Annotated in this window: 24 protein-coding genes, 2 tRNA genes and 1 pseudogene; 11 read left to right on the top strand and 16 right to left on the bottom strand. The window is 53.8% G+C overall.

The annotated features are described in order from the left end of the window. Positions 1 to 14: 14 nt before the first annotated feature. The 4 genes and pseudogenes from ADH66_RS21295 to ADH66_RS03105 form a co-directional block, all read right to left on the bottom strand. A pseudogene (locus ADH66_RS21295) lies at positions 15 to 254 on the bottom strand (CHAP domain-containing protein); the annotation flags it as partial. 33 nt (positions 255 to 287) lie between these two features. Beyond that, positions 288 to 740, bottom strand: coding sequence for a hypothetical protein (locus ADH66_RS03115; protein ID WP_088364364.1), 453 nt, complete (start codon positions 738 to 740; stop codon positions 288 to 290). A gap of 240 nt (positions 741 to 980) precedes the next feature. After that, positions 981 to 1,460: a hypothetical protein gene (locus tag ADH66_RS03110; RefSeq protein ID WP_066535804.1), complete on the bottom strand. Its 480-nt coding sequence runs from the start codon at positions 1,458 to 1,460 to the stop codon at positions 981 to 983. A 152-nt stretch (positions 1,461 to 1,612) separates the two neighbouring features. Then, positions 1,613 to 1,732 (bottom strand): S-layer homology domain-containing protein, encoded by a 120-nt coding sequence (locus tag ADH66_RS03105; RefSeq protein ID WP_084384269.1) that lies wholly within the window; start codon positions 1,730 to 1,732, stop codon positions 1,613 to 1,615. 150 nt (positions 1,733 to 1,882) lie between these two features. Between ADH66_RS03105 and ADH66_RS03100 the strand changes: the two genes are divergently transcribed. Then, entirely contained in the window at positions 1,883 to 2,623 is a 741-nt protein-coding gene (locus ADH66_RS03100; protein ID WP_066535808.1) for a DUF5694 domain-containing protein, read from the top strand. Here ADH66_RS03100 and ADH66_RS19830 read toward each other — a convergent pair. Continuing rightward, positions 2,620 to 2,784, bottom strand: a complete 165-nt coding sequence (locus ADH66_RS19830) for a hypothetical protein (protein WP_157130600.1) — start codon at positions 2,782 to 2,784, stop codon at positions 2,620 to 2,622. The two genes, ADH66_RS03100 and ADH66_RS19830, sit on opposite strands and share 4 nt — an antisense overlap. Positions 2,785 to 2,998: 214 nt before the next feature. Between ADH66_RS19830 and ADH66_RS03095 the strand changes: the two genes are divergently transcribed. Then, entirely contained in the window at positions 2,999 to 3,478 is a 480-nt protein-coding gene (locus tag ADH66_RS03095; RefSeq protein WP_066535810.1) for an AAA family ATPase, read from the top strand. Between the two features lie 58 nt (positions 3,479 to 3,536). Here ADH66_RS03095 and ADH66_RS03090 read toward each other — a convergent pair whose 3' ends face one another. The 5 genes from ADH66_RS03090 to ADH66_RS03075 all read right to left on the bottom strand — a co-directional run bounded on the left by ADH66_RS03090 (position 3,537) and on the right by ADH66_RS03075 (position 8,856). After that, positions 3,537 to 3,860: a DUF3848 domain-containing protein gene (locus ADH66_RS03090; RefSeq protein WP_084384270.1), complete on the bottom strand. Its 324-nt coding sequence runs from the start codon at positions 3,858 to 3,860 to the stop codon at positions 3,537 to 3,539. 12 nt (positions 3,861 to 3,872) lie between these two features. Next, positions 3,873 to 4,205 (bottom strand): DUF4314 domain-containing protein, encoded by a 333-nt coding sequence (locus ADH66_RS03085; protein ID WP_066535813.1) that lies wholly within the window; start codon positions 4,203 to 4,205, stop codon positions 3,873 to 3,875. Beyond that, complete coding sequence (locus ADH66_RS03080) at positions 4,195 to 4,533, bottom strand: hypothetical protein (RefSeq protein WP_066535814.1); 339 nt, start codon at positions 4,531 to 4,533, stop codon at positions 4,195 to 4,197. Before ADH66_RS03080 ends, ADH66_RS03085 begins: the two co-directional genes overlap by 11 nt. Before the next feature lie 116 nt (positions 4,534 to 4,649). Continuing rightward, positions 4,650 to 4,814 (bottom strand): hypothetical protein, encoded by a 165-nt coding sequence (locus ADH66_RS19825; protein ID WP_157130602.1) that lies wholly within the window; start codon positions 4,812 to 4,814, stop codon positions 4,650 to 4,652. Between the two features lie 352 nt (positions 4,815 to 5,166). After that, positions 5,167 to 8,856: a YobI family P-loop NTPase gene (locus ADH66_RS03075; protein WP_066535815.1), complete on the bottom strand. Its 3,690-nt coding sequence runs from the start codon at positions 8,854 to 8,856 to the stop codon at positions 5,167 to 5,169. A 136-nt stretch (positions 8,857 to 8,992) separates the two neighbouring features. Between ADH66_RS03075 and ADH66_RS03070 the strand changes: the two genes are divergently transcribed. After that, positions 8,993 to 10,144, top strand: a complete 1,152-nt coding sequence (locus ADH66_RS03070; RefSeq protein ID WP_066535818.1) for an IS3 family transposase — start codon at positions 8,993 to 8,995, stop codon at positions 10,142 to 10,144. A gap of 189 nt (positions 10,145 to 10,333) precedes the next feature. Here the strand turns inward: ADH66_RS03070 and ADH66_RS03065 are convergent. After that, a tRNA-Pro gene (locus ADH66_RS03065) sits at positions 10,334 to 10,410 on the bottom strand. 44 nt (positions 10,411 to 10,454) lie between these two features. Continuing rightward, positions 10,455 to 10,528 (bottom strand) — tRNA-Gln (locus ADH66_RS03060). A 180-nt stretch (positions 10,529 to 10,708) separates the two neighbouring features. Between ADH66_RS03060 and ADH66_RS03055 the strand changes: the two genes are divergently transcribed. After that, entirely contained in the window at positions 10,709 to 11,575 is an 867-nt protein-coding gene (locus ADH66_RS03055; protein ID WP_066535820.1) for a M15 family metallopeptidase, read from the top strand. Between the two features lie 12 nt (positions 11,576 to 11,587). Here the strand turns inward: ADH66_RS03055 and hisF are convergent, their stop codons facing one another. Beyond that, positions 11,588 to 12,349: an imidazole glycerol phosphate synthase subunit HisF gene (hisF, locus tag ADH66_RS03050; RefSeq protein WP_066535823.1), complete on the bottom strand. Its 762-nt coding sequence runs from the start codon at positions 12,347 to 12,349 to the stop codon at positions 11,588 to 11,590. A 16-nt stretch (positions 12,350 to 12,365) separates the two neighbouring features. Further along, positions 12,366 to 12,983: an imidazole glycerol phosphate synthase subunit HisH gene (gene hisH / locus ADH66_RS03045; RefSeq protein WP_066535825.1), complete on the bottom strand. Its 618-nt coding sequence runs from the start codon at positions 12,981 to 12,983 to the stop codon at positions 12,366 to 12,368. Positions 12,984 to 13,166: 183 nt separating this feature from the next. Between hisH and ADH66_RS03040 the strand changes: the two genes are divergently transcribed. From ADH66_RS03040 to ADH66_RS03010, 7 genes are all read left to right on the top strand, one after another. Further along, positions 13,167 to 17,210, top strand: a complete 4,044-nt coding sequence (locus ADH66_RS03040) for an efflux RND transporter permease subunit (RefSeq protein ID WP_066535827.1) — start codon at positions 13,167 to 13,169, stop codon at positions 17,208 to 17,210. Between the two features lie 242 nt (positions 17,211 to 17,452). Further along, positions 17,453 to 18,487: a substrate-binding domain-containing protein gene (locus ADH66_RS03035; RefSeq protein WP_066535829.1), complete on the top strand. Its 1,035-nt coding sequence runs from the start codon at positions 17,453 to 17,455 to the stop codon at positions 18,485 to 18,487. After that, positions 18,484 to 19,887 carry an L-fucose/L-arabinose isomerase family protein gene (locus ADH66_RS03030; protein ID WP_066535830.1) on the top strand — a complete coding sequence of 468 codons (1,404 nt, stop codon included), beginning with the start codon at positions 18,484 to 18,486 and terminating at the stop codon, positions 19,885 to 19,887. The genes ADH66_RS03035 and ADH66_RS03030 overlap by 4 nt, the downstream gene beginning before the upstream one ends. A gap of 1 nt (position 19,888) precedes the next feature. After that, complete coding sequence (locus ADH66_RS03025) at positions 19,889 to 20,725, top strand: transketolase (RefSeq protein ID WP_407922909.1); 837 nt, start codon at positions 19,889 to 19,891, stop codon at positions 20,723 to 20,725. After that, positions 20,718 to 21,659, top strand: coding sequence for a transketolase family protein (locus tag ADH66_RS03020; RefSeq protein ID WP_066535835.1), 942 nt, complete (start codon positions 20,718 to 20,720; stop codon positions 21,657 to 21,659). Before ADH66_RS03025 ends, ADH66_RS03020 begins: the two co-directional genes overlap by 8 nt. After that, the gene (locus ADH66_RS03015; RefSeq protein ID WP_407922908.1) at positions 21,656 to 23,101 is read left to right on the top strand and encodes an FGGY-family carbohydrate kinase; all 1,446 of its coding nucleotides are present in this window, start codon (positions 21,656 to 21,658) and stop codon (positions 23,099 to 23,101) included. Before ADH66_RS03020 ends, ADH66_RS03015 begins: the two co-directional genes overlap by 4 nt. A 13-nt stretch (positions 23,102 to 23,114) precedes the next feature. Continuing rightward, complete coding sequence (locus ADH66_RS03010) at positions 23,115 to 24,632, top strand: DUF5605 domain-containing protein (protein WP_066535839.1); 1,518 nt, start codon at positions 23,115 to 23,117, stop codon at positions 24,630 to 24,632. A gap of 59 nt (positions 24,633 to 24,691) precedes the next feature. On the opposite strand, the gene ADH66_RS03005 is transcribed toward ADH66_RS03010, so the two are convergent. Both ADH66_RS03005 and ADH66_RS03000 read right to left on the bottom strand, forming a co-directional pair. Next, the gene (locus ADH66_RS03005; protein ID WP_066535843.1) at positions 24,692 to 25,954 is read right to left on the bottom strand and encodes an O-acetylhomoserine aminocarboxypropyltransferase/cysteine synthase family protein; all 1,263 of its coding nucleotides are present in this window, start codon (positions 25,952 to 25,954) and stop codon (positions 24,692 to 24,694) included. An 18-nt stretch (positions 25,955 to 25,972) separates the two neighbouring features. Further along, entirely contained in the window at positions 25,973 to 26,806 is an 834-nt protein-coding gene (locus ADH66_RS03000; RefSeq protein ID WP_066535844.1) for an alpha/beta hydrolase, read from the bottom strand. Positions 26,807 to 26,809 lie beyond the last annotated feature (3 nt).

Here is a 26,809-nt window from a genome sequence, read left to right as displayed (position 1 = left end):
TCACTTCCAATCCTTTACAACATTGGCGTTCCATACCCCAAAATCTGGTAGTTGCCGATGGGGTAACTGTTCCGCTCACAGGCATCGCCGGAGTTTCCCTCAATGGTGTACACCCGGCCTCCTTCGACCTTTTCCACGATGCCTACATGGTCGGAACTGCCGTCCTGGACACCGTACTCATCCGGCCAGTCAAAGAAAATGATGCAGCCAGAGTCCGGGGTTGCGCTGCCCTCCAGCCATTGGTCTTTGTTTTTGAACCAGTCTACCCAGTCTCCGCAGACAGCGAATTAAAAATCACAATGGCTATCAAAGAGTTTGCGCGGCTTCGCGGAGCGAACGCCGACAAACTCGGCGACTTGGACGAAGTCCAATGTCGGGCGCACACACTCTACCCGGCTGGGAAAACCGTACCAGCTCCAATAGGGTTCGCCGCCCACATTTCCCAGCTGGGCTTTGGCAACCTCCACCAGTTGATGATTGGCGTAATTCATGATTGCCGAGAAGTCCTCCGGGTCAAGGTCAGTACCGAACACAGCGTTGACCTCGGCAATAAGCTGCTCATCTGTCTGACCGTCCGCGAAACACCCCACCAGCTTTGCAACAAACCCAGGCTCTTTGGAATACTCCGAAAGCGCCAGTATGTACAGCACCTCGGCGGCTTTGATCTGCTCAGGCGTTCTGCCGGTCATAGCGGAGTGGAGGGCTTTGACGGTATCCTCCACAAATTGCAGCTCCGCCACTTCCTCCGGGGTAAGGTCTTGAATTATTTCTTCGGTCAGTCCAGGCGCTGCAAAGTCGATATCGTCCCGACTGAAAAAGGACGCTACCGCCGCGCCGGGCAGTATGAAGATTGCGAAAAAGGCCAGAATCAGGCAGACGATCTTGTCCCAATTCCGCTTGTCCAGCAGGAGTGAAACCGCTATCTTTTTCAGTGCCGCCGCGATCGTTGCGCTAATGATGCTCCCTCCCCTACATATTCATTACCATGCCGCCGTACTCCTGATCTTCTTCCTCATCGGAGTCCGGGAAACCGGGCGGGTCAGGTTGAGCGCCGCTTTTATTTCTTGCATTTTCTGGCTGTCAGGTTTATCTGCTGGGTGGTAGAGTAAGACGGAATATCCGTCTTCTTCCTTTGCCGTTTCCCAACTCCCCGCTGGGACGATAGCACAATCCGATGAATCCAGCAGTGTGGGGTCCCACTTAGCGGTCGTGCCATCATAGGAGAAAGTGGGGTCATCGTTTTTCCCATTCAACACATAATCCAGAATCTTCTCCGGGTCCTGATTGGGCTTGAGCTTATCCCTGACCTCGTCTGTAATCTCAATCTTCGGCGCATCCGGGCTGGGAGAAGGCGAGGGGCTGGGCGTTACATCCGGGCTGGGAGAGGGAGCAGGCGGCTGGGGGTCCCCACTACTTCCGTTCGCCAGCAGTTCCCGGCTGCTGTAGAAGATCTGCGCCACCTGCGCCCTGGTGGCTGTGCCGCTGGGGTCCAGCTTTCCGCCGCTGCCGCCAACATTAACCTCACTTTCGTTCGGTTAAGTTGCCGAGTTTTACTTCGTAAAACTCTTAGCATCTATTATGGGGTTTGAGTATTAAATCAAAAAAGTTTCACTCATGAGTGAAATTTGGTCTTGTTCCCCAGCACGGCCACAAACATCCCTCGGGTCATGGCCTCGTTGGGCGCAAAGGTGGTGGCCGATGTACCGCTGAACAGCCCCTCGCTGGCGGCCATTTGGGAAAGGCTGCATAACTATGGAAAGGATACGTTCAAGCAGATAATAAAAATCACAATTACCTTACGGTGTCCTCAATGGCAGCTCCTGTTATTGCTTTTCTATAATAAATATTGTATAATAAACGAAAAATAATTGGAGGCCAAACTATGCAGGAACTTATGATATTGGGGACATTTCATTTCAAAAGCTTCGGAAACAGCGATCAGTTCAAGCTCAAATCGGACATCCTCTCAAGCCAGCGTCAGCAGGAGGTGTTGAAGCTGGTGGAAGTCCTGGCACATTTCAAGCCTACTAAGATAGCAGTGGAGGATGCCCAGGAATACAGTGGCCAGCTGCAGGAGGAATACCAGGCTTATCTGCGCAGGGAAAAGGAACTAGGCATCAGTGAGGTATACCAGCTTGGGTTCCGGCTGGCGGAGCATATGAGGCATGACCGGCTGCACTGCGTGGATTGGAACATGGCGGTGCCTGGCGTGGGCAGCGTCTTCCAGTGGATGGCGGATAACCCTTCAGAGCATGTTGAGGAACTAAATCGCCACAATGAGGAGAGGTTTAACCAGGAGCAGCAGCACATGGAAGCTTCCACCCTACTGGAGCACTTCATTTATATGAACCGGCCAGAGTACTGTGCGGCAGACCATCAGACATACTTGGAATTCGCCAAGCTGGACGATGGCACTTGGCCAGTAGGTGCGGGCTGGGTGGGCCAGTACTGGTATTACCGCAACCTGCGCATCTGGAAGAATACCACGGCATTGTTTCAGGCGCCGGACGAGCGGGTACTGCTGCTGATAGGCGCCGGGCATGTCCATCTGCTCAGCCAGTTCTTTCGGGAGGCAGGGCAGGTGAGTGTTGTGGATACAGTTAAGGTGCTCAGTGAAAATTAGCAATGCAAGGGGTCGTAGTTTGAAATAAAGACCTCCTCATAGACCGTCCCCGGGTCGTACCGCTGGGCCAGATTGTTGATGCGCTCGATTTTCTCGATGTAAATGCCCGGCACACTGTACAGCGCCCGGATGGTGTCGCAGTATTGTAGGACAGCAGCCACAGGGCCTTTGCAACGCTATGGCAACGGCAAAAATCCAGACGGTCAAGGGGTTAAGAGCGGAGATTTTTTCGCGTTCTTTGCGAAAAAATACTACTCGCCCCTTGACCGTCTGGATAGGCGGAACGGACGTAGAACGGGGGATTGCTTTTCGTAATTGGGTATGGTATAATTTCCCCCAGTACAAACCGATAAATCGATATTTATGGAGGGACTAATGTCTAAGGTTTTTATTATGTGTGGCAAGCTCTGCAGCGGAAAAAGTACTTATGCCAATAAAATCAGATCAACACACAAAGCAGTGATTCTTTCAATTGATGAAATAATGTTGTCGGTGTTTGGACAGGATGCCGGAGAAAAACATGATTACTATGTTGAAAGAATAAAGGCATACCAATATGCAAAATCTGTTGAGATTGCAGAATCAGGAATTAACGTGGTTTTAGACTGGGGGTTCTGGACCAGGAAAGAACGTGAATACGCGAAAGAGTATTACACATCAAGACATATTGATTATGAATTCTATTATTTGGATGTTGATTCGGTTGAGTGGAACAGAAGAATTCAAAAAAGAAATCAGGATGTTTTAAATCACGAATCTGATGCGTATTATGTTGATGAAGGACTTGCTGATAAATTCGAGTCTATCTTTGAAGTCCCAACGAAGGACGAAATAGATGTATGGGTAAATTCCTAAAATTCCAGTTTATCGCTCTCATAAAAGTCTAAAACAAAACGGCGGAGATAAGCATTGACTATCCCGCCGCCCTGTCTGTTACCATTCCATATCCCGCTTTCTGTGGGGCTGTTGTTCCCGCTGCCAGCACATTGGCCCTTTCCTCGATCTCCCGCCAGATGGTTTCCTGCTGGCGGCTGTCTTTCCCCTTGACCGTATCGTACAGGTCCGACATGGCGTCCGGCAGTTCCAACAGGGCCTTCGCCTGTTCATCGTCCAGCTCGTTGTACTCCATCGTGAGCAGGATATCCTCCCGCACCAGATATTCCCAAGCCTTATCCAGGATTTCCTCGGGCGGGAGAGCCAGCAGTTCTTTCCGAAAGGTATCCTGCTCCTGCGACAGCTTATCATAGAGCTACTCGTCCAGAGTGCCGTGCTGCTGCTCCTGGATTACCGTGAAACTGTCCTCGAACGGCATAAGGCTCAGTCCTCTGCCATTGTCCCACTTCATGAGCAGGGCCGGTTGGTCATCGATGCCAATCACACTCCCGCACAGGACAAGAGTTTTCCGGTACTTTTGCGGAGCAAAAGGCGACCGCCTCGCGGTCGAGGGAAACTCGGCAATTTGCCCGCAGGGCAATATTGAAGGCATCCCCCGCTCATCATTGCACAGCCTGTGCAGTTGGATTCTCGTCCCCACCGGGTACTGCCGCCTGACCAGCTCAACCTTATTTCTGTCAAAGTTCATCCGGTTTCCTCCCCTCTGTAAATAGCAGCCGGTTGGCCGCACTCAGTCCGTAGACCCGGATCAGCATGGCGGTCTGTATCACCAGGAAGTACCGGGGGGAGAGCATACTTGTGTCGGCCAGTTCTGTGAGAGATACCGTCCTGCTGCCTGTGATGATGTCCTTTGCCACCGTGAAGCAGACGTAGGCCATGGCGTCCAAACGCCTGGGCTTTATGGCAGTGATGTCGATTTCATTAGTCCCGATGTGATTCTCGGCCTGATGCCAGAGCCTGGGTCGACCGTCAAAGCAACGGGCGTTGCCCTTATGCTCCAAAAAGGGCTGCGGCAATCCTCAAAAAATGAAAGATTCAGAAACATTCCTGTTTCTGAATCTTGGCGACTTGGCGAAGCCAACGTCGACAGCCCTTGTGGTACCTGATTTCTTTCTCGAACAGTACGCCGTGGTTATCGTTGCGGAAGATCATCCTTATGAACTTCTTTCTGCTTTTTGTTCTGCTCCATGTCCTTGCGGCTGGTTTCAGTCTCGGGCGGATCATGCTGGAAGCCTGGGATCTGTTTCATGAAACTTTCATAGGCCCGATCGGTTTTGCTTTCTGTAAACTTTGGCACCCTGCACACCTCCTAAATTTTTCTCTGGAAAAAGAAAAAGGACCACGATTTTCATCATGGCCCTTCACAAAAAATATTTTGTTTTCTTCTGCACTGACTCTCGTTTTCCCTGATGGCATCCCCCAAAACACGTCACGCCGCGGCGGTCCCTTTTTGGCCTCTTGAACGCAAAAAACCCCCGGAATTCCGGGGAATTTTGGGGGTGGCATCTGTTAAGATGTGTAAACCTGGCCTTACCATACTTAAAAGATGCCGCAGGCCGTTTGGAGGCCCAAAAAGCCAGTATTTATGCGGTTTTACGGGCTTTTGAAAATCCGTCATTTGAACTCTGCCTTAACAGATGCCTGCACCCTCATTCCTCCGCCTTAATCCAACACTGAATAACTTTACAATCCTGGTCAATATCCTTTCCTTTCTTAGCGCTCTTTCCTTCAGAATAACTCGTAATGTAATCTACCTCCTTCAGCCTTTGGACCAATCTCCGGTTATTGTCTGAGCATTTAAGCTCCACTTTATGTCTACTGATCCTGTCTACAAAATCTGCGTAGTCTCCCCCTAAATCAGAAAAACATGATGCAAGACTCTTATCATCAAGCATGGCCAAATACATGAACATTAGCTTCTCTTGCTTATGGATGTCAAGCATATTCCACGCTGCATCAAATATCTCTTGGCTGATATCGAATCGTGCAGCGCATAAATATTCTGCAATTCTTTGAGTCATGCTTTCTGCACCATATGTGTTGATGATTTCTATCTTAGTCTCATTTTCGCTGTCCTTACTCAATACAAGATTCTCAATGAGCTGTGATGTTAGCGAAACGTCGTTTATAAGCTCTCTAAATGCGCGCTGATTCCATAAAATGAATGGTTCGCACAGGTTTGGACAGCAGTCCTGCATTTCATCATATTGTGGGACAGTGAATGGAATAAATTTGAGGTAAATCAATTTTAACACTCGATGTTCTGAAAGTGACGATAAAGGTACATTGAAATCTTGCATTCTCAATTCAGGTAAGAGTTCGCCAAAGGCTCTGTCATCTACTTCTGAGGCAATAAAATCACCGATAAAATCATCATCCAAAAAATCTGTGCTCTGCCCTTTTAGCTTATCTGAATTGTTTTCAATGTATTCGAGAAGCACTTTGTCAAACTTAAATTGCTCCCAGTATTCGTATATGTTCTTCCAGCTAAGATATATTTTATCTTCTTTCAAAAGTGCGCTCCATAGCATTTGCACAGCGTCTCTCTTGTCTGAGACTAAGTTTCCGCAACAAGAGAGGATATCCTCAAAACAGACAGTTTCATGAGACAGAACAATATCATATAACATAGCGTTGTCAATCGTTCTCTCCAGCAAGTCTGCAACATCATCCTCCAAATCATCCATTGAACCTTGCGCGACTATTTCATTAACAAACTCAGGAATATGGTTCCTAACATTTTGCAGAATAGAGTCACACTCTAATTCATTAAGAGTGGAGTAAGGCCGGTTCTCAACTCCAGCCACTAGGTCAGGATTCAAGAATTTCACGATTCGCTTCAACATAGTCAAATTGATTCCATACCGGCTTTCTTCGATGATTGCATCAACAACTTCTCTGGGAACTTTCTCAATAATAGCGTTGTCAAATCTCAAGTCAAGCCAGTTAATTACTGAGTAGACTTTGTCTGCATCAACCGAAGCAAGCCGCTGTAGGGAATCCTCATTCTCCTCAATAAAGTGAGATAATGAACTCTCTCTATTCATTGCAACAAGACTGTCGATATCAATAAAGCGAACTAGCACCAGCAAGTAATGGCTCTTTCTTTCATACGAAAGGGTCGCGCGATTGGATATATAAAGCCACATCCTGGGCCAAGCCTCTGCTAGTAAAGTGATGAACAACTCCAAGTTTTTCGTAACGTCTATAAACCCATCAATAAATGCCCAGCTTCGTTCATCTTCATCCGAAAGCTGTTCAATAAATAAATCCCGCTTTTCTGATTCACCTTCCGTACCCAATAATTCCTCCAGCAGGGCGTAATTGTATATTGATTTTTGCCGGAACTCATATGGTTGTAGCCGCTGAATGACTTGTGGTGTTTTTGAAATTGGATATTCAAACTCAGTCATTTCTAAATTCTTAACAGCAAGTATAAAATTCATATCGCTCTTTGTTATGCTGGTGCCCTTGAAATAGTTGATATAGGTCGCATAGTCTTCATCCAGATAGCCACGGCGCAGCATAAACGATAGCAGCTTGTTGTTCATGACGTTCTCAGATAATACTGCATCCACTTTGAATTCTGTCAGCAACTCTCTCATTGTCTTGTACCTAATATTCTGCTGTTGGTTTTTGAGTTGAGCTATTTCTTCTATTCGCTTTCTTTTTTCTTTCCCTTCAACTAACTCGATTCGTTCAGCCCTCCTGCTATAAATTTGACAAAGCTCTAAGAAGTTGTCACATGAAGCATTTCGGTTATTACCGTTCAAATCCATCATGCGTATACCATATATTTCTTTTCTTGCAAGTGATAGAAAATCAAATGCGCCTGTAAATATTTCAGATGCATAAACATCTGTTGAATAGTCTAATCTGATACAATAAGCTGTGCCTTTCCATCCCGTTATCTCACAAAGAAAGGCCGCCTTAAGTTCTTTCGTTCTATGGAGTGTGTCTGCTTTTGCTTCTTCAATCAAAGTCGATAGCCTATCTATCTCATCTTGTGCAGTCTTTTGCCTCGTTGCAATAAAGCTTCGTTTATCCTCAAAGGCCCGCTTGACTACCCCCTTCTCTTTCTGCAAGTCTGCAAACTCAGACGGATACAAATTCTTGAAAACAATCAGAGCCATCATCTTCTCATCGTCCAGTTCCAATTCCTGCCCCGCTTTGATTGTCCCCTTGTACACGAGAAATTCGTTATATATATTTTGCAGAACTCTCATATCGGAGATGTACGGAGACACATCAAGAATAAACTCCTGAGAAATGCAATGCTCCGTTCCGGACTGCCGGGCTCTCTCCAGCATAGCCGTGAAAACCTCGCCTGAATTTGTTGAGTTAATGATAGGAACCACCGGTATAATAAAATCAAAAAATTTTGTCCTGTCTTCATCGCTAAAAATATCATCCTTGACGGCATATACAAACACCAGCTTACTATGAATTATATCATAGTTATTCAGCAGTGTATTCAGCTCTCTCAGATGCACGAATATAGAAGGATCATCCAGGCGGTCAAGGTCTTCAAAGAAAACGTATTGATATCTTGTCACTTCAAAGAAATAGAAAATCTCGTCCAGATACTTGCTAAAAACTGATTCATCCCCTTCGCCGCCGCCTTCAACTACTGTATCTGACGGAAGCGAAACCTTCCGAATCGTATACCTCGAGAGCAGAGATTTGTATGCGTAGGAGATTATACCGAGCACAGCCGCTGTCAACATTATAAATATTCCTATTGCCCATACCTCGGACAGATTCAAACTCTCTCCGGCCGATACAACACTTTCTTTGATTTCCGTGAGAAACTCTGTCTTGAAAGCATAAACAAATGGAATTGCCAATAATGTGATAAAGACCAGTTTTACCCATGTCCAAAGAGCACTTATTTTGTGCAATTTTCTATAACGGCTTTGAGGAATTTTCCCATACCCTACTTTATAAAACAGCTGCTTCAAAATTCCATGTTCGATTTCTTCCTTTTCGATGGGCGTTTTGTGCTTTTTGTCATCCTGTTCTGTGCTATTACAAATTTCCGAATTTATCTCAAAGCTTGCCATGGATATTCGGAGAGACCTTCGTCTTATCCGCCAATGCTTCTTGAGAAATGATTCTATGATACTGCTCTTCCCTGCACCATATGGCCCTGCCAGCGCAATATTCTTTACTCGCTTATTCTTAAAGGCCCAGCTTAATGCATTCAAATATTCATCGCCATTTTGTATATCGTCTACGGGCAATAAATCTCTATAGCCGATAATTGGCTGGTGCAAATTCAGCCTTTTTTCATAAAATGCATTTGCGCTCCTATGCAAATTTCTTATATACTTTATCATAACCATATTCCTTTCGCAAACGCTGGCTTTCCTGCCTAACTTAACTATACCAAAAATCCACACACTTTTCAAGCAGGATGCAATGCCTAGTGAAAGGAAAGTATGGTATACTCAAATTGCATAAGGAGCGATAACAATGAAAAGTAAGTATGACCTGTCGCAAAGACAAGCGGTAATTTCCCGCCACAGATCGGGTGAGTCTGTTTCCCATATTGTTGGAGACACCGGCATTCCCAGAAGTACAATTTATAACTGGTTAAAACCGGCAAAGACCGCTGAGGATGATTGCAAGGAGCCTACCCTAAAGAACTTCCGCCTGTTGGAGAATAAGGTCAAGCGTTTGGAGGGGATCATTGAAATTCTCAAAACCTCCGAATGTTCTCCCAGAGATCCTCTTAAAGTGAAGTTGGGTGCATTAGAAAAGCTGCATGAGCAGCATACATATAGCGTGCACATGATCTGCGAGGCCTTAGATGTGCCAAGAGGCACTTTTTACAACCACGTTCTGCGCGGCAAGCGAGAGCATACATGGTATGCGGAGAGGCGAAATGAACTCAAAAAGGTTATCCGGGAGATATATGACCATAGCCATCAGATATTCGGTGCAGAAAAAATCACGGCAACGCTGAAAAGCAAAGGCTATCCCATCTCAATTAAGATGGTTCGTGAACTGATGCAGGAGATGGGCCTGACCAGTATTCGTCAGGGTGCGAAGAACACCTATGTTAAGGAACAGCGTAAGCTTATCAACCACGTGAATCAACAGTTTAATGTTACATGTCCCGACGAAGTATGGGTGAGCGATGTTACTTACTTTCGTTTCGATGATAAGAAGTTCTATATTTGTGCTGTTATTGACCTGTTTGCCCGAAAAGTGATTGCCTACCGAATCGGTAAATCTAATAGCACCCAGTTGGTCAAGGGCACTTTTCGCGCGGCGTATGAAAACCGAAAGCCTACAAATCCTTTAACATTTCACACTGACCGTGGTACGAACTATCGGGCGAAGACATTTTGCGCTTACCTGAAATCTCTGGGGGTTACGCAATCCTTTTCAAGAGCCCGCGTTCCTTATGACAATTCTGTGATGGAGTCGTTCTTTTCCAGCCTAAAGAGGGAAGAACTGTATAGAACAAAATACCGCTCTGAAAATGAATTCAGAACGGCTGTGGATAAGTATATGACTTTTTATAATGAGGAGCGACCCCACGCCACGAATCAATACAAGACTCCTGTACAGAAGGAAGCTGACTTTTTCAGTGATCACGTGGGAGCAGGAGTGGACTAGAAATAGACATTGGGGTTCGAATGTTAGACATTTTAACTTTTTGGGCTGCCATTTCAAAGTTTTTGGACATACATGTCTAAGTTAACGTGATAAAGTGCAGGCCAAAATTCATACGGAAAGTCTGGAAAAATGGAAATCACCTATTGCTGTCCAACCCATAGGGGTTCAGATTGCAATAGGTGATTCACTTGGTCGAGGTGACAGGATTCGAACCTGCGGCTTCTACGTCCCGAACGTAGCGCTCTACCAAGCTGAGCCACACCTCGATATAAGTTCAGGCCCGGAACCTTTGGGCTCCAGGCCTGAGCCTTGGCAGCGGTACCAGGATTTGAACCCAGACAAACAGAGTCAGAGTCTGCTGTGCTACCATTACACAATACCGCTTCATTTTTTCTGTCCTCACACTATGCTTGCCTGAGGACTTTACTATTATACCAAATATTCCATATTTGTCAAGGGGTTTTTCAAAAAAATCCTGTGTTCACAATTTTCCTGTTTCTTTTTCCTCCCGTACCATGGTATAATAGGCCTTGGATCAAACTATTTTGGAAAGCCGGTGGAGCCATGGGAAGGCGAAGACAGAAGCAGTATCGGATAGGGAACGCCAGCAGGGGTGAACTTGGCCTTAACCGGCGCAGGATGTTTGTCTCGCAGGAAAAGCAGGCCCAGCACCAGGCCGCCCGCAAGCTGAAGCTCTGGTCACGGGTGGTGGCCGCCGCCGTTATCATGGGCGGGGCGCTTATCGCCGGGTTTTTCCTGTGGTTCTTCATGATTCCCTACTTCCAACAGGAGATCATCACCAATGTGCAGCCCGTGAACCCTGGGGAGTCCCAGGAGCCGGTGCCCGACTATGATGAGCTGGGCCTTCCAATATATGATGATTCTGTAAATCTTTTCGTGATAAACTCCTTGAACCCTAACGAGGAGTATGTGCCAAAGCTCTCACAGATAGAGAACATCCAGGTGGACAGCCGTATCACCGACGCGCTGCGCCAGCTGGTGGCCGCCGCCAAGGAGGACAATCTGGTGCTTATCTTCACCGACGGCTATGTGTCCTATGAGGAACAGGGGGAGCGCTTTGAAAAGACCGCCCAGCAGAAAATGAACGACGAGAATCTGACCGCCGTTATGGCCAAGACCACCGCCCGGGCTCAGACCCCCATGGCCGGGGAGAGCGACTTCCAGACCGGCCTATGCCTGCGGATAGCGGGGGACAAGGAGACCTTCAAGCAGTCAAGGACCTACTCCTGGCTGAAGGCCAACATGGGCAAATACGGCTTCGTATTCCGCTATCCCGAGGGCAAGAACAACTACACCTACGTGGACCCGGACCCCACTGTGCTGCGGTATGTGGGCGGGAGCAATGCCAGCGCCATGCAGGAGCGTTCCATGTGCCTTGAGGAGTACATCAGCTATATAGACGACCAGTAAAGCTTTATTACTTTACTCAGGGCGCACAGGCACGCCCCGACCGGAAAGGTACGCCTTTAGCTGTGGTACGGTTATCTCGCCAAAGTGGAACAGGGACGCCGCCAGCACCGCGTCCGCCTTTCCAGCGGTAAACGCGTCGTAGAAGTGGGACAGCTCCCCCGCCCCGCCGGAGGCTATCACCGGGATGCCCACAGCCTCCGACACGGCCCGGGTCAGCTCCAGGTCATACCCGGTCTTTACACCGTCCCGGTCCATGCTGGTAAGGAGTATCTCCCCCGCGCCCAGCTCCTCAGCTTCCTTTGCCCACTCCACCGCGTCCCTCCCGGTGTCTATGCGCCCGCCGTTCAGGTAGAGGGTCCACCCTCCACCCGGGCGGCGTTTCGCGTCCATGGCCACCACCACGCACTGGCTGCCAAAGACGCCGGCTGCCTCTCTTATAAGCTCCGGCCGCTGTAAAGCCGCCGAGTTTACAGACACCTTGTCCGCTCCGGCCCGGAGTATGGCCGTAAAGTCCTCTACCCTGCGTATGCCGCCCCCCACGGTGAAGGGGATAAAGATGCGCTCTGCTACCCGCTCTACCATATGAGTCACGATGTCCCGGTTGTCGGCGGAGGCGTTTATGTCCAGGAATACCAGCTCGTCCGCCCCCTGGCTGTCGTACAGGGCCGCGGCCTCCACCGGGTCTCCCGCGTCCCGAAGAGAGAGGAAGTTGGTGCCCTTCACCACCCGGCCGTCCTTTATGTCCAGACAGGGGATTATCCGTTTCGCGTACATTTTCTCACCTCCAGCGTTAAGTGCATTCCTTTACGTATCCGGCGAAGTTCCGCAGTATGGCAAGGCCCACGCCGCCGCTCTTTTCCGGGTGGAACTGGCAGGCGGCTATGTTCCCCTTCTGCACCGCCGCGTGTATAGCCGCGCCGTACTCCGCCGTGGCCGAGACCAGTTCCGGCTCCGTCTGCAAATAATATGAGTGGACGAAATAGACATAGGGCTCCGCCGGCAGGCCCTTCAAGAGCCAGCCCGGCCTTTTCACCTCCAGGGAGTTCCAGCCCATATGGGGCACCTTCAGACCCCTGTCCTCGGGCAGACGCACTATCCTTCCCGGCAGCAGTGAGAGCCCCTTTACCCCCGGGGACTCCTGGCTGCTCTCGAAGAGCACCTGCAGCCCCAGGCATATGCCCAGAAAGGGCCGCCCGGTCCTGACAAAATCGCCGATGGCCCCCACGAGCCCCCGGCTCTCAAGCCCCGCCATAGCCTCGCCGAAGGCTCCCACCCCCGGCAGCACGGCGGAGTCTGCGGACATGAGCCCGGCGGCGCCGCCCACAACTGTACCTTCGCAGCCAATATGCCTTAAAGCCTTTTCCACGCTTTGCAGGTTGCCCGCGCCGTAATCTATAATAGCCGTCATCTTGATTCACCCCGCTAAACTTTCCTTTGATAAAGTATACCATATCTCCGGGATTTTTGCAAGCGGCAGTCTTATCTGCTTTTGTAGCAAATTATTAACAGAATATTCATGAAACTTATTTGACAGGTATTGTATACTTGACATGTATATTTCTTATGGAGAACAGAAAGAGAGACGAAGCCAATGTTTTCAAAGTTCAGCGTGAAAAAACCCATGACCGTGCTGGTGGGCGTTATCATCGCCATAGTGCTGGGAGTGGTGGCCTTCTCCCGCATGACCCCGGACCTGCTGCCCAACATCAACCTGCCCTACGCGGTGATAATCACCGCGTACCCCGGGGCCACCCCCGAGGAGGTGGAGGAGGAGGTCACAAGGCCCCTTGAGCAGGCCATGGCCACCCTGGACCATGTGGAGGAGGTCACATCGGTGTCAAGGGAGAACGCTTCACAGGTCATGCTCCAGCTTACCGACGACGCAAACATGGACACCCTCACTGCCGATATCCGGGAGAAGATAAGCAGCGTCTCCGGGGGCTGGGGGGACATGGTGGGCACGCCCTATATCATGAAGATAAACCCCAGCATGATGCCCGTCACCGTGGCCGCCCTGGAGAGGGAGGGCATGGACAACGTGGAGCTGACGGACCTTCTGGACTCTGAGCTTATGCTGAAGCTGGAGGGCATAGAGGGGGTCGCCAGCGTCTCGGCCAGCGGCAACGTTCAGGAGAGCGTCACGGTAGAGCTTCGCCAGGACAGGATAGACGACCTCAACAGAAGGCTCAAGGCGAAGCTGGACGAAAAGTTCGGCGACGCCCAGAAGGAACTGGACGAGGGCTCTAAGGAGATAGAGGACGGACTCAATGAGACAAAGGAGCAGCAGGACGCCCTGGAGGGGCAGAAGGCTCAGCTTGAAGCCGGGCAGGCCCAGCTTGCCCAGCAGACCGGGCAGGCTCAGGGGCAGCTTATCTCCAAGAAGGTGGAGATAGAGTCCGCCAAGGCCCAGATATCCGCCCAGCTTACTACCATGGAGCAGAACAAGAAGCAGCTTCAGGACGCTGTTGACAAGCTGAAAACCTTGCAGACAACCCTCGCCCAGCTTACGGGCCAGCTTGCCTCCCTGGACCAGGGCATAAGCGGACTTCAGGAGGGCATCGCCGGGTACGCCGCCCTGACACAGCAGCTGGAGACGCTGAACGCGCAGTTGGAGGCTTTGGACCCGGACAGCGAGGAATACGCCCTGGTGCAGCAGCAGATAGAGGCCCTGCAGCCCCAGCTTGCGGCGGCAGAGGCGGCCTTTGCGGCCCTGGGCACCACGGCGGCGGGGGCCCCCGCAAAGCTCCAGGAGCTCCAGGCCAGCCGGGCGGCGGTGGAGAAGGGCCTGGCGGACGCGAAGGCTATGGCTGCCGCCGGGGGCGCGGACCCGGAGAACCTGGATAAGTCCATCGCCGAGGCTCAGGAGAACCTTACAAAGCTCACCGCCGGCATGGACCAGCTAAGGGCCACCAGCTCGCAGCTTGACAGCGGGGCGGTGACCGTGGACCAGGCGTTACAGGAGCTCTCCCGCCAGCAGACCAGCGGCATCATGCAGATGAGCGCGGGAATGTCCCAGATACTGGCGGGCCAGTCGGCCCTCTCCGCCGCCCAGCAGCAGCTCGAGTCGGCCAAAGCGGAGCTTGAGGGGGCCCGGGACGAGTTTGCTTCCCAGAAGGAGGCGGCCTATAAGAACGCGGATCTGCCCATCACTATGGACATGGTGTCCCAGCTTCTGACCGCACAGAACTTCTCCATGCCCGCCGGGTACATAGAGGAACAGGGGGTGGAGACCCTGGTGCGTGTGGGCAACAAGCTGGAGGATAAAGAAGAGCTGGCGGGGCTGCTGCTGTTCGACACGGGCGATGAGGGCATAGGTAAAATTTACCTTCGGGACGTGGCGGACGTGAACGTGCAGAGCAACGCCGGGGAGCTCTACGCCAAGATAAACGGCGAGAACGGACTGCTTCTGAGCTTTACGAAGCAGTCCACCTACTCCACGGCCCTGGTGTCCAGGAACATTGAGGAACGCTTTAAGGCCCTCTCTGAGGAGTACGAGGGGCTCAAATTCACCACCCTTATGGACCAGGGCAACTATATATACATCGTGGTGGACACGGTGCTTCAGAACCTGGTGCTGGGCGCGGTGCTGGCGGTGCTGATACTGCTGCTGTTTTTAAAGGACCTGCGGCCCACCGTGGTCATCGCCTTCTCCATACCCATCTCCCTGATGGTGGCTATAGTGCTCATGTACTTCTCGGGGGTCACACTGAACGTCATATCCCTCTCGGGCCTTGCGGTGGGCGTGGGTATGCTGGTGGACAACTCAGTGGTGGTGATAGAGAACATCTACAGGCTCAGAAGCGAGGGTATGCCCGCGGCCAAGGCCTCCGTACAGGGCGCGGTGCAGGTAACCGGGGCCATTATCGCCTCCACCCTTACCACCGTCTGCGTGTTCCTGCCCATCGTGTTTGTGGAGGGCGTAACAAGGCAGCTCTTTACGGACATGGCTCTTACCATAGGCTACTCCCTTTTGGCCAGTCTTTTTGTGGCCATAACCCTTGTGCCCGCCATGACCTCCACCACCCTGCGGGCCAGCAAGCCAAAGGAGAGCAGAATATTCGACAAGGTGCTGAACGGCTATGGCAAGGTGGCCGCGGCTTCATTAAAGCACAAATGGGTGTGTCTGGCGCTGGCACTGGCGCTGTTGGCGGGCAGCGTGGCGCTGGCACTGTCAAGGGGCTTCATCTTCATGCCGGCCATGAGCGGCAGTCAGCTGGACGTTAGCTTTACAATGCCCCAGGAGGACCCCAGCTTTGAGGAGACCACCGGGATGGCGGACCAGATAGCCGAGCGCATTATGGAGCTGGACTGCGTAGAGACCGTGGGAGCTATGGCAGGCGGCTCTGCCGGCGGCGCAATGCTGGGCATGGGCCAGGGGGACGCTGTGTCCATGTACGTGATACTTGACGAGGGCTCAGGCGTGAAGGACAGCGAGGCGGCGAAAATGGTGGAGGAGGCCTGCGCGGACCTGGACTGCCAGGTAAGCGCCCAGGGGGCAATGGACATGAGCGCGTATATGTCCTCCATGAGCGGCTCCGGAGTGGAGGTAAAGCTTCGGGGCGACGATATGGACGCGCTTATCGACGCGGCCAATGAGATCACGGAGATAATGGCCGAGACGGAGGGCACGGTGGACGCAAAGAGCGACCTTGAGGACAGCACCCCGGAAATACGGATAGTCGTGGACAAGAACAAGGCCATGGAGAACGGCTTGACTATCGCCCAGGTGTACCAGAGCGTCAGCGGGGCCATCTCTGAGGACAAGACCGCCACCAGCATAAACGTGGACGGCTACTCCCAGGACGTTCTGGTGGTTAACCCCGAGAAGGGGGGCATGAACGAGAGCTATCTCAAGAGCCTGACAGTTACCTCCACGGACCGAGCCACCGGGGAGACGGAGGAGATCCCGCTGGTGCGCATAGCGGACTTTGAGGAGCGGCAGAGCCTTAACTCCATAAGCCGGGAGAACCAGAACCGGGTGCTGACGGTAAGCGCGGGGATTGCGGACGGGAACAATGTGACCCTGGTGACCCGGGAGGTGGAGAAGGCGCTCGCCGAATACGAGCCGCCCAAGGGGGTAACCCTTGAGATGGCGGGAGAGAACGAGACCATCATGGAGGCCATGGAGCAGCTTATGCAGATGGCGGGGCTTGCGATACTCATCATCTACCTCATTATGGTGATACAGTTCCAGTCCCTGCTGCTGCCCTTCATCGTCATGTTCACCATACCCCTGGCCTTCACCGGCGGGTTCCTGGCGCTGTACCTCTGCGGCATGGAGGTCAGCGTGGTGTCCATGATAGGCTTCATCATGCTGGCGGGCATTATCGTCAACAACGGCATAGTGCTCATCGACTATATAAACCAGCTGCGCCTTGAGGGCGTTGCCCGCCGGGACGCCATAATCCTTGCCGGGCGCACTCGTATGCGGCCCATATTCATGACGGTGCTCACCACGGTGCTGGGGCTGGTGTTCATGGCCCTGGCCACGGGTATGGGGGCGGAGATGATGCAGCCCATCGCCATTGTCTGTATAGGCGGCCTGCTCTATGCCACGCTGATGACGCTGTTCGTGGTGCCGGCCATGTACGATATTATGGCTAAAAAAGAAATGCGTCATGTTGACGTTGACTGAGCTTTAAATTTTAAGAGCCTCTGCGGTATTGCCCGCAGAGGCTCTTTTTATAGTTTGTTAAGATATATTTTATATAACCATTTGATGTCTTTTAATTTATTGTAAGTGATGTACTAAATTCTCAGGATATTATTGTGAAATATCGTTCTTGACTGCGAACTAAATATGCGTTATACTAAACATATACTAAAAAAATATAAAAATAATTTTATATCACACGTGTGGAAAGGAGCGAGCGGCCAGTGAAGGCGAATATCAGAACTATCAGCGAGATAACCGGCTTCTCCACCGCCACGGTTTCCAACGCCTTGAACAATAAGCGCGGCGTAAACCGGGAGACCGCCGAAAAGATACTGAAAGCCGCCCGGGAGATCGGCTATCTGGCGGGCCCGGAGGTAAGCCGGGTGAAGCTGGTGACATATATTGAAAACGGCTCCATCGTCAACGAATCGCCCTTCTTTTCCCTGCTCATATCCGGGGTGGAGTCTGAGTGCCGGCGGCTTGGCATAGACGTGGTGTCCTGCCATCTCCACCGGGAGGACCCCAATTATGACAGCTATATGGGCGAGCTGCTGGGCGACCCTAGCTGCGCACTGCTGGTGCTGGCAACGGAGATGGACGAGAAGGAGGCCGCCAAGCTCCAGGCTGCCGCAGCGCCAGTGGTAATACTTGACAGCTGGTACGAGGACCTCCCCTTCAACGCGGTGCTTATTGACAACGCGGACGCAGCCTATAAGGCGGTCTCCCACCTCATTGAGATGGGCCACACACGGATTGGCCACCTTCGTGGAAGGTTCCAGATAAAGAACTTTTACTACCGCCGCCAGGGATATCTCAGGGCCATGGCTGAACACGGCCTGACCGTTGACCCGGCCTGTACCCTGACCTTATCTACCGGCATGGAGACCTCCCGGGCGGATATGGCCGCCCTTTTGGAAAAAGGTCCAAAGATGCCCACGGCCTTTTTCGCCGACAACGACATGATAGCCCTGGGGGCTATGCGGGCCCTACAGCAGGCAGGATACAAGGTCCCCGGGGACGTATCTCTTGTGGGCTTTGACGACCTGCCCTTCTGCGCCATCTCCGATCCGCCCCTGACCACCGTTAAGGTGCACAACTACGAGATGGGCATAGCCGCTGTGCGCCGGTTGTCGGAGCTTACGAGTCGCGGCGGGGAGTACAGCACCAAGACCCAGGTTACCAGCACCTTTGTCCATAGGTCCAGCGTACTGGACCTGGGTAAAAATAAATCACATACTGGAGGAATACAACTATGAGCAGCAGTATCAAACTGGGCTTCGCGCCCACCCGGCGGAGCATCTTCAGCGCGCCGGACGCGGTGAAGTACCGGGGCCTGACGGCCCAGCGCCTGCGGGAACTGGGCGTGGAGTTCGTGGACATTGATGACATCAACGACGAGGGCCTGCTCTACAGCGAGGACGACAGGCTGAAGATCCTGGAGAAGTTCAAGGCGGCGGGGGTGGACGGCCTGTTCCTGCCCCACTGTAACTTCGGCACCGAGTACGTCTGCGCAAGGCTGGCAAAGGACCTGAACGTGCCTGTCCTGCTCTGGGGCCCACTGGACGAGCGGCCCGAGCCCGACGGCACAAGGCTTCGGGACACCCAGTGCGGGCTGTTCGCCACCGGGAAGGTACTGCGGCGTTTCCGGGTCCCCTTCACCTACATGACCAACTGCCGCCTGAACGACCCGGTCTTCGAGCGGGGAGTAAAAGACTTTTTAGCCGTATGTAATGTGGTCAAAACTTTCCGCAATATCAAGATATTGCAGATCGGCCCCCGGCCCTTCGACTTCTGGAGCACCATGTGCAACGAGGGGGAGCTGCTGGAAAAATTCAACATACAGCTTGCGCCAATCCCACTGCCGGAGCTGACAGCCGAGGTCAAAAAGGCCATCGCCGACGGTGACGAGGTCAACGCCACCATCGCCTACTGCCGGGAGAAAATGGACATAAATGTCAACGATGAGCAGCTTACGAACGTAGCCGGGCTTGCCGTAGCTATGGAGCGCCTGGTGAAAAAATACCACTGCAACGCCGCCGCCCTCCAGTGCTGGAACGCCCTGCAAGGGGAGCTAGGCATCATGCCCTGCGCCGCCAACGCGTTATTAAATGACAAGGGCATCCCGGTTGTCTGCGAGACCGACATCCATGGCGCGGTGACAGCTCTCTTGGCCGAAGCCGCCGCCAACGATGGCACCCGGGGCTTCTTCGCCGACTGGACCCTCCGCCATCCCGATCTAGAAAATGGGGAGCTCTTACAGCATTGCGGTCCCTGGCCACTATCTGTAGCGGGCTGCAAGCCCTGCATCACCTACCCCTTGGCCTTCGACTACCCCGGGGCAATCACCGCCGAGGCCAAACACGGAGATCTGACTTTGTGCAGATTTGACGGCGACAACGGCGAATACAGCCTGCTGTTGGGCAACGCCAAGGGCGTGGACGGCCCCAAGGGCATGGGCACCTACCTGTGGGTGGAGGTGGACAACATCAAGCGGCTGGAGGCGAAGATTGTGGAGGGTCCGTATATCCACCACTGCGTGGGCATTCACAAGGACGTGGTGCCGGTGCTGTATGAAGCCTGCAAATATATGGGCATAACGCCCGACCTGTACGACGAGAACGAGGCCCAGGTCAGGGCGTATCTGAGGGGGGAATAGCATGAAGCTGCACGATCTGGAGGTCCTCTCCTGGGACCTGCGACAGCATACCCTGGACATAATAATGGCCGGAGGCGGCGGGCATATCGGCGGGGACATGAGCTTGATGAACGCGCTTTTGGTGCTCTACGAGAATCATCTGAACGTCACTCCGACCACTGTCAACGACCCGGACCGGGACCGTTTTGTGCTCTCAAAGGGGCACTCAATGGAGACATATTATGCCATACTCTGCCATAGGGGCTTTCTTGACCTCAGTGACGTGACCGCAAGATTCTCCAAGTTCGGCTCTCCCTACATCGGCCACCCCAACAATAAGCTGCCGGGCATTGAGATGAACTCCGGCTCCCTGGGCCACGGCCTGCCGGTTTGCGTGGGCATGGCTCTGGCGGGCAAAAGGAGCGGGAAAAGCTATCGGGTCTACACCATCATGGGGGACGGCGAGCTGGCCGAGGGGTCCGTCTGGGAGGGCGCCATGGCCGCCGGGCACTATCAGCTTGACAACCTCTGCGCAGTGGTGGACCGCAATAAACTACAGATTTCCGGCACAACTGAGGAGGTCATGAGCCATGAGCCTTTGGGCGAGCGCTTTGCAGCCTTTGGCTGGAACGTCATAGCGGTGAACGGCGACAGCATTGCCGAACTTGACAGGGCCTACACCCAGGCAAAAGAGGCTAAGGGCAAACCGACCGTTATCATTTCCAACACAACAAAGGGCTACGGCTCCCCACTGATGGAGAACAAGGCGGGCTGGCACCACCACCTGCCCACAGCGGAGGAGCACGAGCAAATCAGGCGGGACTTTGCCGCCGGAAAGGAGCGTGCCGAGCATGAATAAAATCCCCAACCGTCAGATCATCTGCGAAACCCTGATGGCCCATGCCGAGACTGACAAGGACATCTTCGTGCTGTGCAGCGACAGCCGGGGCAGTGCCAGTCTGGTCCCCTTCGCAGAGAAGTTCCCGGACCAGTTCGTGGAGGTGGGCATCGCCGAGCAGAACCTGGTGAGCCTCGCCGCCGGACTTGCCGCCTGTGGGAAGAAGGCCTTTGCGGCCTCCCCGGCGTGTTTCCTCAGCACCCGCAGCTATGAGCAGGCCAAGGTGGATTGCGCCTACTCTAATACCAACGTGAAACTCATCGGCATCTCCGGCGGGGTCAGCTACGGGGCGCTGGGCATGAGCCACCACTCAGCACAAGATATTGCGGCCATGAGCGCCCTGCCCAACATGAGAGTGTATCTGCCCAGCGACCGCCACCAGACAAAGCGGCTGATTGAGGCGCTTCTGGAGGACGAGAAGCCCGCCTATATCCGGGTGGGCCGTAACCCGGTGGAGGACATTTATAGTGAAAGCGACTGCCCCTTTGAGATGGACAAGGCCACCTGGCTCCAGGGCCGGGGTAAGACCGTAAAGGCGGCGCTCATCGCCTGCGGCGAGATGGTCCACCCGGCCCTGGAGGCTGCTGAAATACTGGAGCAAGCGGGTATCGCCGCCAGCGTCTTAGATATGTACTGCGTGAAGCCCCTGGACAGCGAAGCCGTGATAGAGGCGGCAAAAGCCTCCGATATTGTGGTAACAGTGGAGGAGCACTCACCATATGGTGGGCTCGGTGCGATGGTGGCCCAGGTTGTTGGCGAGCACTGCCCCCGCAAGGTCAAGTGCCTGAGCTTGCCGGACGCCCCGGTCATCACCGGCACGTCCCCGGAGGTGTTCGCCCACTATGGGTTAACTGGGGAGGGCATTGCCGCCGTTGTGGAGGAGATATTAAAGTGAAATATATTCTCAGTATCGATCAGAGCACCTCGGGCACAAAGGCCCTGCTTTTGGACGAGCAGGGAAAGCTTTTGGGCCGGGCCGACCTGCCCCACCAACAGATAATAAACCATCAGGGCTGGGTCAGCCACGGCCCTATGGAGATCTACCGCAACACTATAACTGTCACTAAAAGACTGATAGAGACACAAGGTATTGATTCTACGGACATCACCGCCATCGGCATCAGCAACCAGCGGGAGACCTCCCTCATCTGGGACCGGGCCACCGGCAACCCCATTGCCGACGCGGTAGTCTGGCAGTGTGGACGTGCCCAGCCCATTTGCGACAGGCTGAAAAGTTATACTGAAATAATCAGGCAGAAGACCGGCCTGCGGCTTTCGCCCTACTTTCCGGCGGCGAAGTGGGCGTGGCTTTTGGAGAACACCCCGGGCCTTACGGGAAAATCACTGTGCTGCGGCACGATCGACAGCTGGCTCATCTATAAGCTTACGGGCCAGTTCAAAACCGACTACTCCAACGCCAGCCGCACCCAGCTTTTCAACATCAGCACCCTTAGCTGGGACTCTGAATTATGTGAACTACTCGGCGTGGCCCCCGATATGCTCCCCCAGGTCTGCATGAGCGACAGCCGTTTCGGCGACACCGATATGGACGGGGTACTGCCACATAAAATTCCCATATATGGAGTTTTAGGCGATTCCCACGGCGCTCTCTTTGGCCAGGGCTGCACAGAGCCGGGCATGGGCAAGGCCACATACGGCACAGGCTCGTCAATTATGGTAAACTTAAGGGAGAAGCCGGTTTTCAGCGATAAAGGCCTTGTCACCTCCCTGGCCTGGGGCATGGACGGTAAGGTGAACTATGTGCTGGAGGGAAACATCAATTATACCGGGTCGGTGATAAAGTGGCTGGTGGACGAGGTCAAGCTGCTGGGCTCCTCCAAAGAGGCGGGAGCCCTGGCTGCCCAGGCTGACCCCAAGGACGGCACCTATCTGGTCCCGGCCTTTACCGGGCTGGGCGCGCCCTACTGGAAATCTGACGCGAAAGCCCTTCTGTGCGGCATGGGCCGGGGCACCGGCCGGGCCGAGATTGTCAAGGCCGCGGAGGAGAGCATCGGCTACCAGATAGCCGACGTGGTGAACGCCATGCGTGAAGAGGGCGTGGAGCTCTCCGAGCTCCGGGCCGACGGCGGGCCCACCCGGGACAAATATCTGATGCAGTTCCAGGCGGATATTTTGGGCCTGCCGGTAGCCGTGCCGGAGCGGGAGGAGCTCTCCGGCATCGGCGCGGGGTACTGCGCCGGGATTGCCGCCGGGGTATATAGTTCTGACATATTAAGTCATATAGACCGGGAATATTATCAACCGCAGAAAGGCCGGGACTGGGTAAAAGCCCATTTTGACGGCTGGAAAAACGCAGTCAGTATGTTACTGAAATAAGGGAGGTCAAATCATGCAAACCGTAGAAAAATGGGGGAGGTTCGAGATTTCAGCCCCCGGAAAAACCGAGGGCAACCCCTTCACCGACTACACCTGCACAGCTACATTTAAGGGCAAAAACGAAACTGTAAAGGTGGACGGCTTTTATGACGGCGAAGGCGTGTATAAGGCACGCTTCATGCCCAGCTTTGAGGGGGAATACTCCTATGAGATGAGCGGTACCTTTGGCGGGACCGTCACCGGCTCCTTCACCGTCACCGCCCCCACAGAGGGCAACCACGGCCCCCTGCGGGTGGTGAACCAGTACCACTTTGCCTATGAAGATACCACCCCCTACTACTCCGTGGGTACCACCTGCTATGCCTGGGCCCACCAGCCCGAGGAGATACACCGGCAGACCCTTGAGGAGTTGGACAAGGGCTATTTTAACAAGATGCGCTTCTGCGTATTCCCAAAGCACTACCTCCACAACTTCCGTGACCCGGAGACCTTCCCCTATGAGGGCACGCCCATGGACAACTCCGGGCTTTCGGAGGAGACCTTCACCTATGAAATGGACATTTCCGGCAACAACTGGGACTTCACCCGCTTTAACCCGGAGCACTTCCGGCGCATCGAGCGGTGTATCGTAGAGCTCCAGGAGCGGGGTATAGAAGCCGACATCATCGTTATGCACCCCTACGACCGTTGGGGCTTCAAGTCCATGACGGCGGAGCAGGACGACCTGTACTGGAGGTACGTGATTGCAAGGTTCGCGGCCTACCGCAACGTGTGGTGGAGCCTTGCAAACGAATACGACCTGCTGTTTTCAAAGAAGCTGGAGGACTGGGAGCGTTACGCCAAAATCCTCTGCGAAAGGGACCCCTATAACCATCTGCGGGGCATACACAACTGTATGGCCTTCTACAACCATTCAAGGCCCTGGATAACCCATGCCAGCCTGCAAAGGCAGGACCTTTACAGGCACGTGGAGTACACCGACGAGTATAGAACCCGCTGGGGCAAGCCCATCGTTTGGGACGAGATTTCTTATGAGGGCAACATCGACATGGGCTGGGGCAATATCTCCGGCCAGGAGCTCACCCGCCGCTTCTGGGAGGCGGCTATGCGGGGCGGCTACGCGGGCCACGGCGAGACCTTTGTGGACGAGGAGAACGATATCCTCTGGTGGAGCCACGGCGGTCCCCTCCATGGGGAAAGCCCGGAGCGCATCAGATTCCTGCACAGGATCCTCTCTGAGACCCCAGGCTATGGGCTTAAGCGGGGCAGTGGCAGCTTTGACGAGACCGTGGCCGTGCCGGACGGCGTGGACTTCCTGGCCTTCGGCGGAGGCGCGGGGTATGAGATACACTACTACGGCTTCGGTCGGCCCAGCTTCAGGGACTTTATAAAGCCCGAGGGCAAGTGGAAAGCTGAGGTCATCGACACCTGGGAGATGACAATTACTGACGCAGGGGTGCACGAGGGCAAGTTCCGCATTAAGCTCCCCGGCAAGGAGTATATGGCCGTAAGGCTGACTAAGGTGGACTGATTTGCGCATATAAAAAGCTCTCCGGTAAAGCCGGAGAGCTTTTCGTGTTTATGGGCTTATTAAATTGAATCCAGCGCCTTCTTTACATCCTCCAGAATGTCCTCCACATTCTCAAGGCCCACCGACAGGCGTATCATGCCGCCGTCGATGCCCGCCGCTTTAAGCTGCTCGTCGGTGAGCTGCCTGTGGGTCTCGCTGGCGGGGTGCAGCACACAGGTGCGGATATCCGCCACATGCACCTCGTTGGAGGCCAGGCTCAGAGCGTCCATGAACCTGGCCGCGGCCTCCCTGCCGCCCTTTATGATAAAGGAGATGACCCCGCTGCAGCCCTTCAGGTACTTCTTTGACAGTTCATAGTCCGGGCTGGACTTCAGGCCGGGGTATATGACGCTCTCCACCTTGTCGGAGCCCTCTAAAAACTCCGCCACCGCCTGAGCATTCTCGCAATACTGTCTCATACGCACCGACAGGGTCTCAAGGCCCAGGTTCAGAAGGAAGGCCGAATGGGCAGCCGGGTATACCCCAAAGTCACGCATAAGCTGCATACGGGCCTTTATGATGTAGGCCATCTTGCCGTAGGTTTCGGTATAGCAGACGCCGTGATAGGACTCGTCGGGCTCGGTGAGCTCGGGGAACTTGCCGTTTGTCCAGTCGAACCTGCCGCTGTCCACTATCACGCCTCCCACCTGCACGGCGTGGCCGTCCATGTACTTGGTGGTGGAGTGTATGACGATATCCGCGCCATACTCAAAGGGCTTGCAGAGCACAGGGGTGGCAAAGGTGTTGTCCACTATCAGGGGCACGCCCATCTGGTGTGCAATATTTGCAAAGCGCTCTATGTCCAGCACCTTCAAAGCGGGGTTGGCTATAGTTTCGCCAAAGACAAGCTTGGTGTTCTCCTTGAAGGCCGCCTTTATCTCCTCGTCGCTGCTCTCGCTGTCCACGTATATGCACTCAATGCCCAGCTTCTTCAGCGTAAAGCTAAAGAGGTTTATGGTGCCGCCATATATGGTGGGCAGGCTCACTATACTGTCCCCGACCTTGCAGATGTTGAGTATGGACAAGAGGCTAGCCGCCTGGCCCGAGGTGGTGCACATGGCCCCCACGCCCCCCTCCAGGTCCGCTATCTTCTCCTCAACGGCCATCACCGTGGGGTTGCAAAACCTTGAGTAGATAATGCCTTTGGTGGGGTCATCAAACACCGCCGCGACCTCGGCGGCGGAGTCATACACATATGTGGTGCTCTGTACTATGGGCAGCACCCGGGGTTCGCCGTTTTTGGGGGTATACCCCGAGTGCAGGCATTTCGTCTCGTCTCTCATTTGGTCCTCTCCTTTGGTTTAGTCTTCGCTCACATGCCCGGAGCTTATCCCCTGGCTTATGTCCCCCAGGGGCAGCCACTCCAGGGCCTTCAGAATATACTCGTCCCAGAAGGTCCAGTCGTGGCCGCCGGGGCCCTCCTCCCATGTGACGTCGTAGCCCAGCTCTATAAGCTTGTCGCGGAAGGTATGGTTGGGCCCGATAAGGCCGTCCTCGGTGCCGCAGGCCAGGTAGAACCTGGGCTTATCCTCCCGTCCGGCCCCACGCTCAGCCAGAGCGGTGTAGTCGTTCTCCCCGCCCAGCACTTTGTCAAGGTCCCCGAAGACGGATTCATAGTAGCCCCGGTTCGTCATGAGGAAGTCCGTGTACTCCGCGTTCAGATTCTGCTCGTTGAGCACCAGCGCCGCCGACAGGCCTATCACATGCCCGAAGGTCTCCGGGTGCTGCAAGCCGTTGACGATAGCGCCGAAGCCGCCCATAGACAGCCCGCCGATAAAGGTGTCCTCACGCTTTCTGGAGAGCGGAAAGCTCCTGCGCGTAAACTCCACCAGGTCCTTTGCTATAAAGGAGCCGTACAGGGCGCTGGTCTTACGGTTGTCCACATAGAAGCTGTTGTCCCCGCTGGGCATCACGACGCACAGGTCCCTGTTCTGGGCCCAGGCCTGTATCCTGGTGCCGCTGACCCAGTCAGTATAGTTCCCAAAGATTCCGTGCAGAAGATACAGCGTCTTAAAGGGCTTCTCCTCTGCCTCGGGCTGGCCCGGGAACACGATTTTATCCGTGGGCAGCACCACCTGGAGGGGCACGGTGCGCATCAGGGATTTGGAATTGAAATTGCACTGTATTAAAGCCATATT

Origin of the sequence: Acutalibacter muris (genome assembly GCF_002201475.1) — a bacterium.
Taxonomy (GTDB): Bacteria; Bacillota; Clostridia; order Oscillospirales; family Acutalibacteraceae; genus Acutalibacter; species Acutalibacter muris.
This window is presented reverse-complemented; position numbering and strand designations above follow the sequence as displayed.

Coding starts and splice junctions, on each gene's coding strand:
- ADH66_RS03105 (WP_084384269.1), bottom strand. CDS start 1,732: ATGGCCGCCAGCGAGGGGCTGTTCAGCGGTACATCGGCCACCACCTTT.
- ADH66_RS03100 (WP_066535808.1), top strand. CDS start 1,883: ATGCAGGAACTTATGATATTGGGGACATTTCATTTCAAAAGCTTCGGA.
- ADH66_RS03095 (WP_066535810.1), top strand. CDS start 2,999: ATGTCTAAGGTTTTTATTATGTGTGGCAAGCTCTGCAGCGGAAAAAGT.
- ADH66_RS03085 (WP_066535813.1), bottom strand. CDS start 4,205: ATGAACTTTGACAGAAATAAGGTTGAGCTGGTCAGGCGGCAGTACCCG.
- ADH66_RS03075 (WP_066535815.1), bottom strand. CDS start 8,856: ATGATAAAGTATATAAGAAATTTGCATAGGAGCGCAAATGCATTTTAT.
- ADH66_RS03070 (WP_066535818.1), top strand. CDS start 8,993: ATGAAAAGTAAGTATGACCTGTCGCAAAGACAAGCGGTAATTTCCCGC.
- ADH66_RS03055 (WP_066535820.1), top strand. CDS start 10,709: ATGGGAAGGCGAAGACAGAAGCAGTATCGGATAGGGAACGCCAGCAGG.
- hisF (WP_066535823.1), bottom strand. CDS start 12,349: ATGTACGCGAAACGGATAATCCCCTGTCTGGACATAAAGGACGGCCGG.
- hisH (WP_066535825.1), bottom strand. CDS start 12,983: ATGACGGCTATTATAGATTACGGCGCGGGCAACCTGCAAAGCGTGGAA.
- ADH66_RS03040 (WP_066535827.1), top strand. CDS start 13,167: ATGTTTTCAAAGTTCAGCGTGAAAAAACCCATGACCGTGCTGGTGGGC.
- ADH66_RS03030 (WP_066535830.1), top strand. CDS start 18,484: ATGAGCAGCAGTATCAAACTGGGCTTCGCGCCCACCCGGCGGAGCATC.
- ADH66_RS03025 (WP_407922909.1), top strand. CDS start 19,889: ATGAAGCTGCACGATCTGGAGGTCCTCTCCTGGGACCTGCGACAGCAT.
- ADH66_RS03020 (WP_066535835.1), top strand. CDS start 20,718: ATGAATAAAATCCCCAACCGTCAGATCATCTGCGAAACCCTGATGGCC.
- ADH66_RS03010 (WP_066535839.1), top strand. CDS start 23,115: ATGCAAACCGTAGAAAAATGGGGGAGGTTCGAGATTTCAGCCCCCGGA.
- ADH66_RS03005 (WP_066535843.1), bottom strand. CDS start 25,954: ATGAGAGACGAGACGAAATGCCTGCACTCGGGGTATACCCCCAAAAAC.
- ADH66_RS03000 (WP_066535844.1), bottom strand. CDS start 26,806: ATGGCTTTAATACAGTGCAATTTCAATTCCAAATCCCTGATGCGCACC.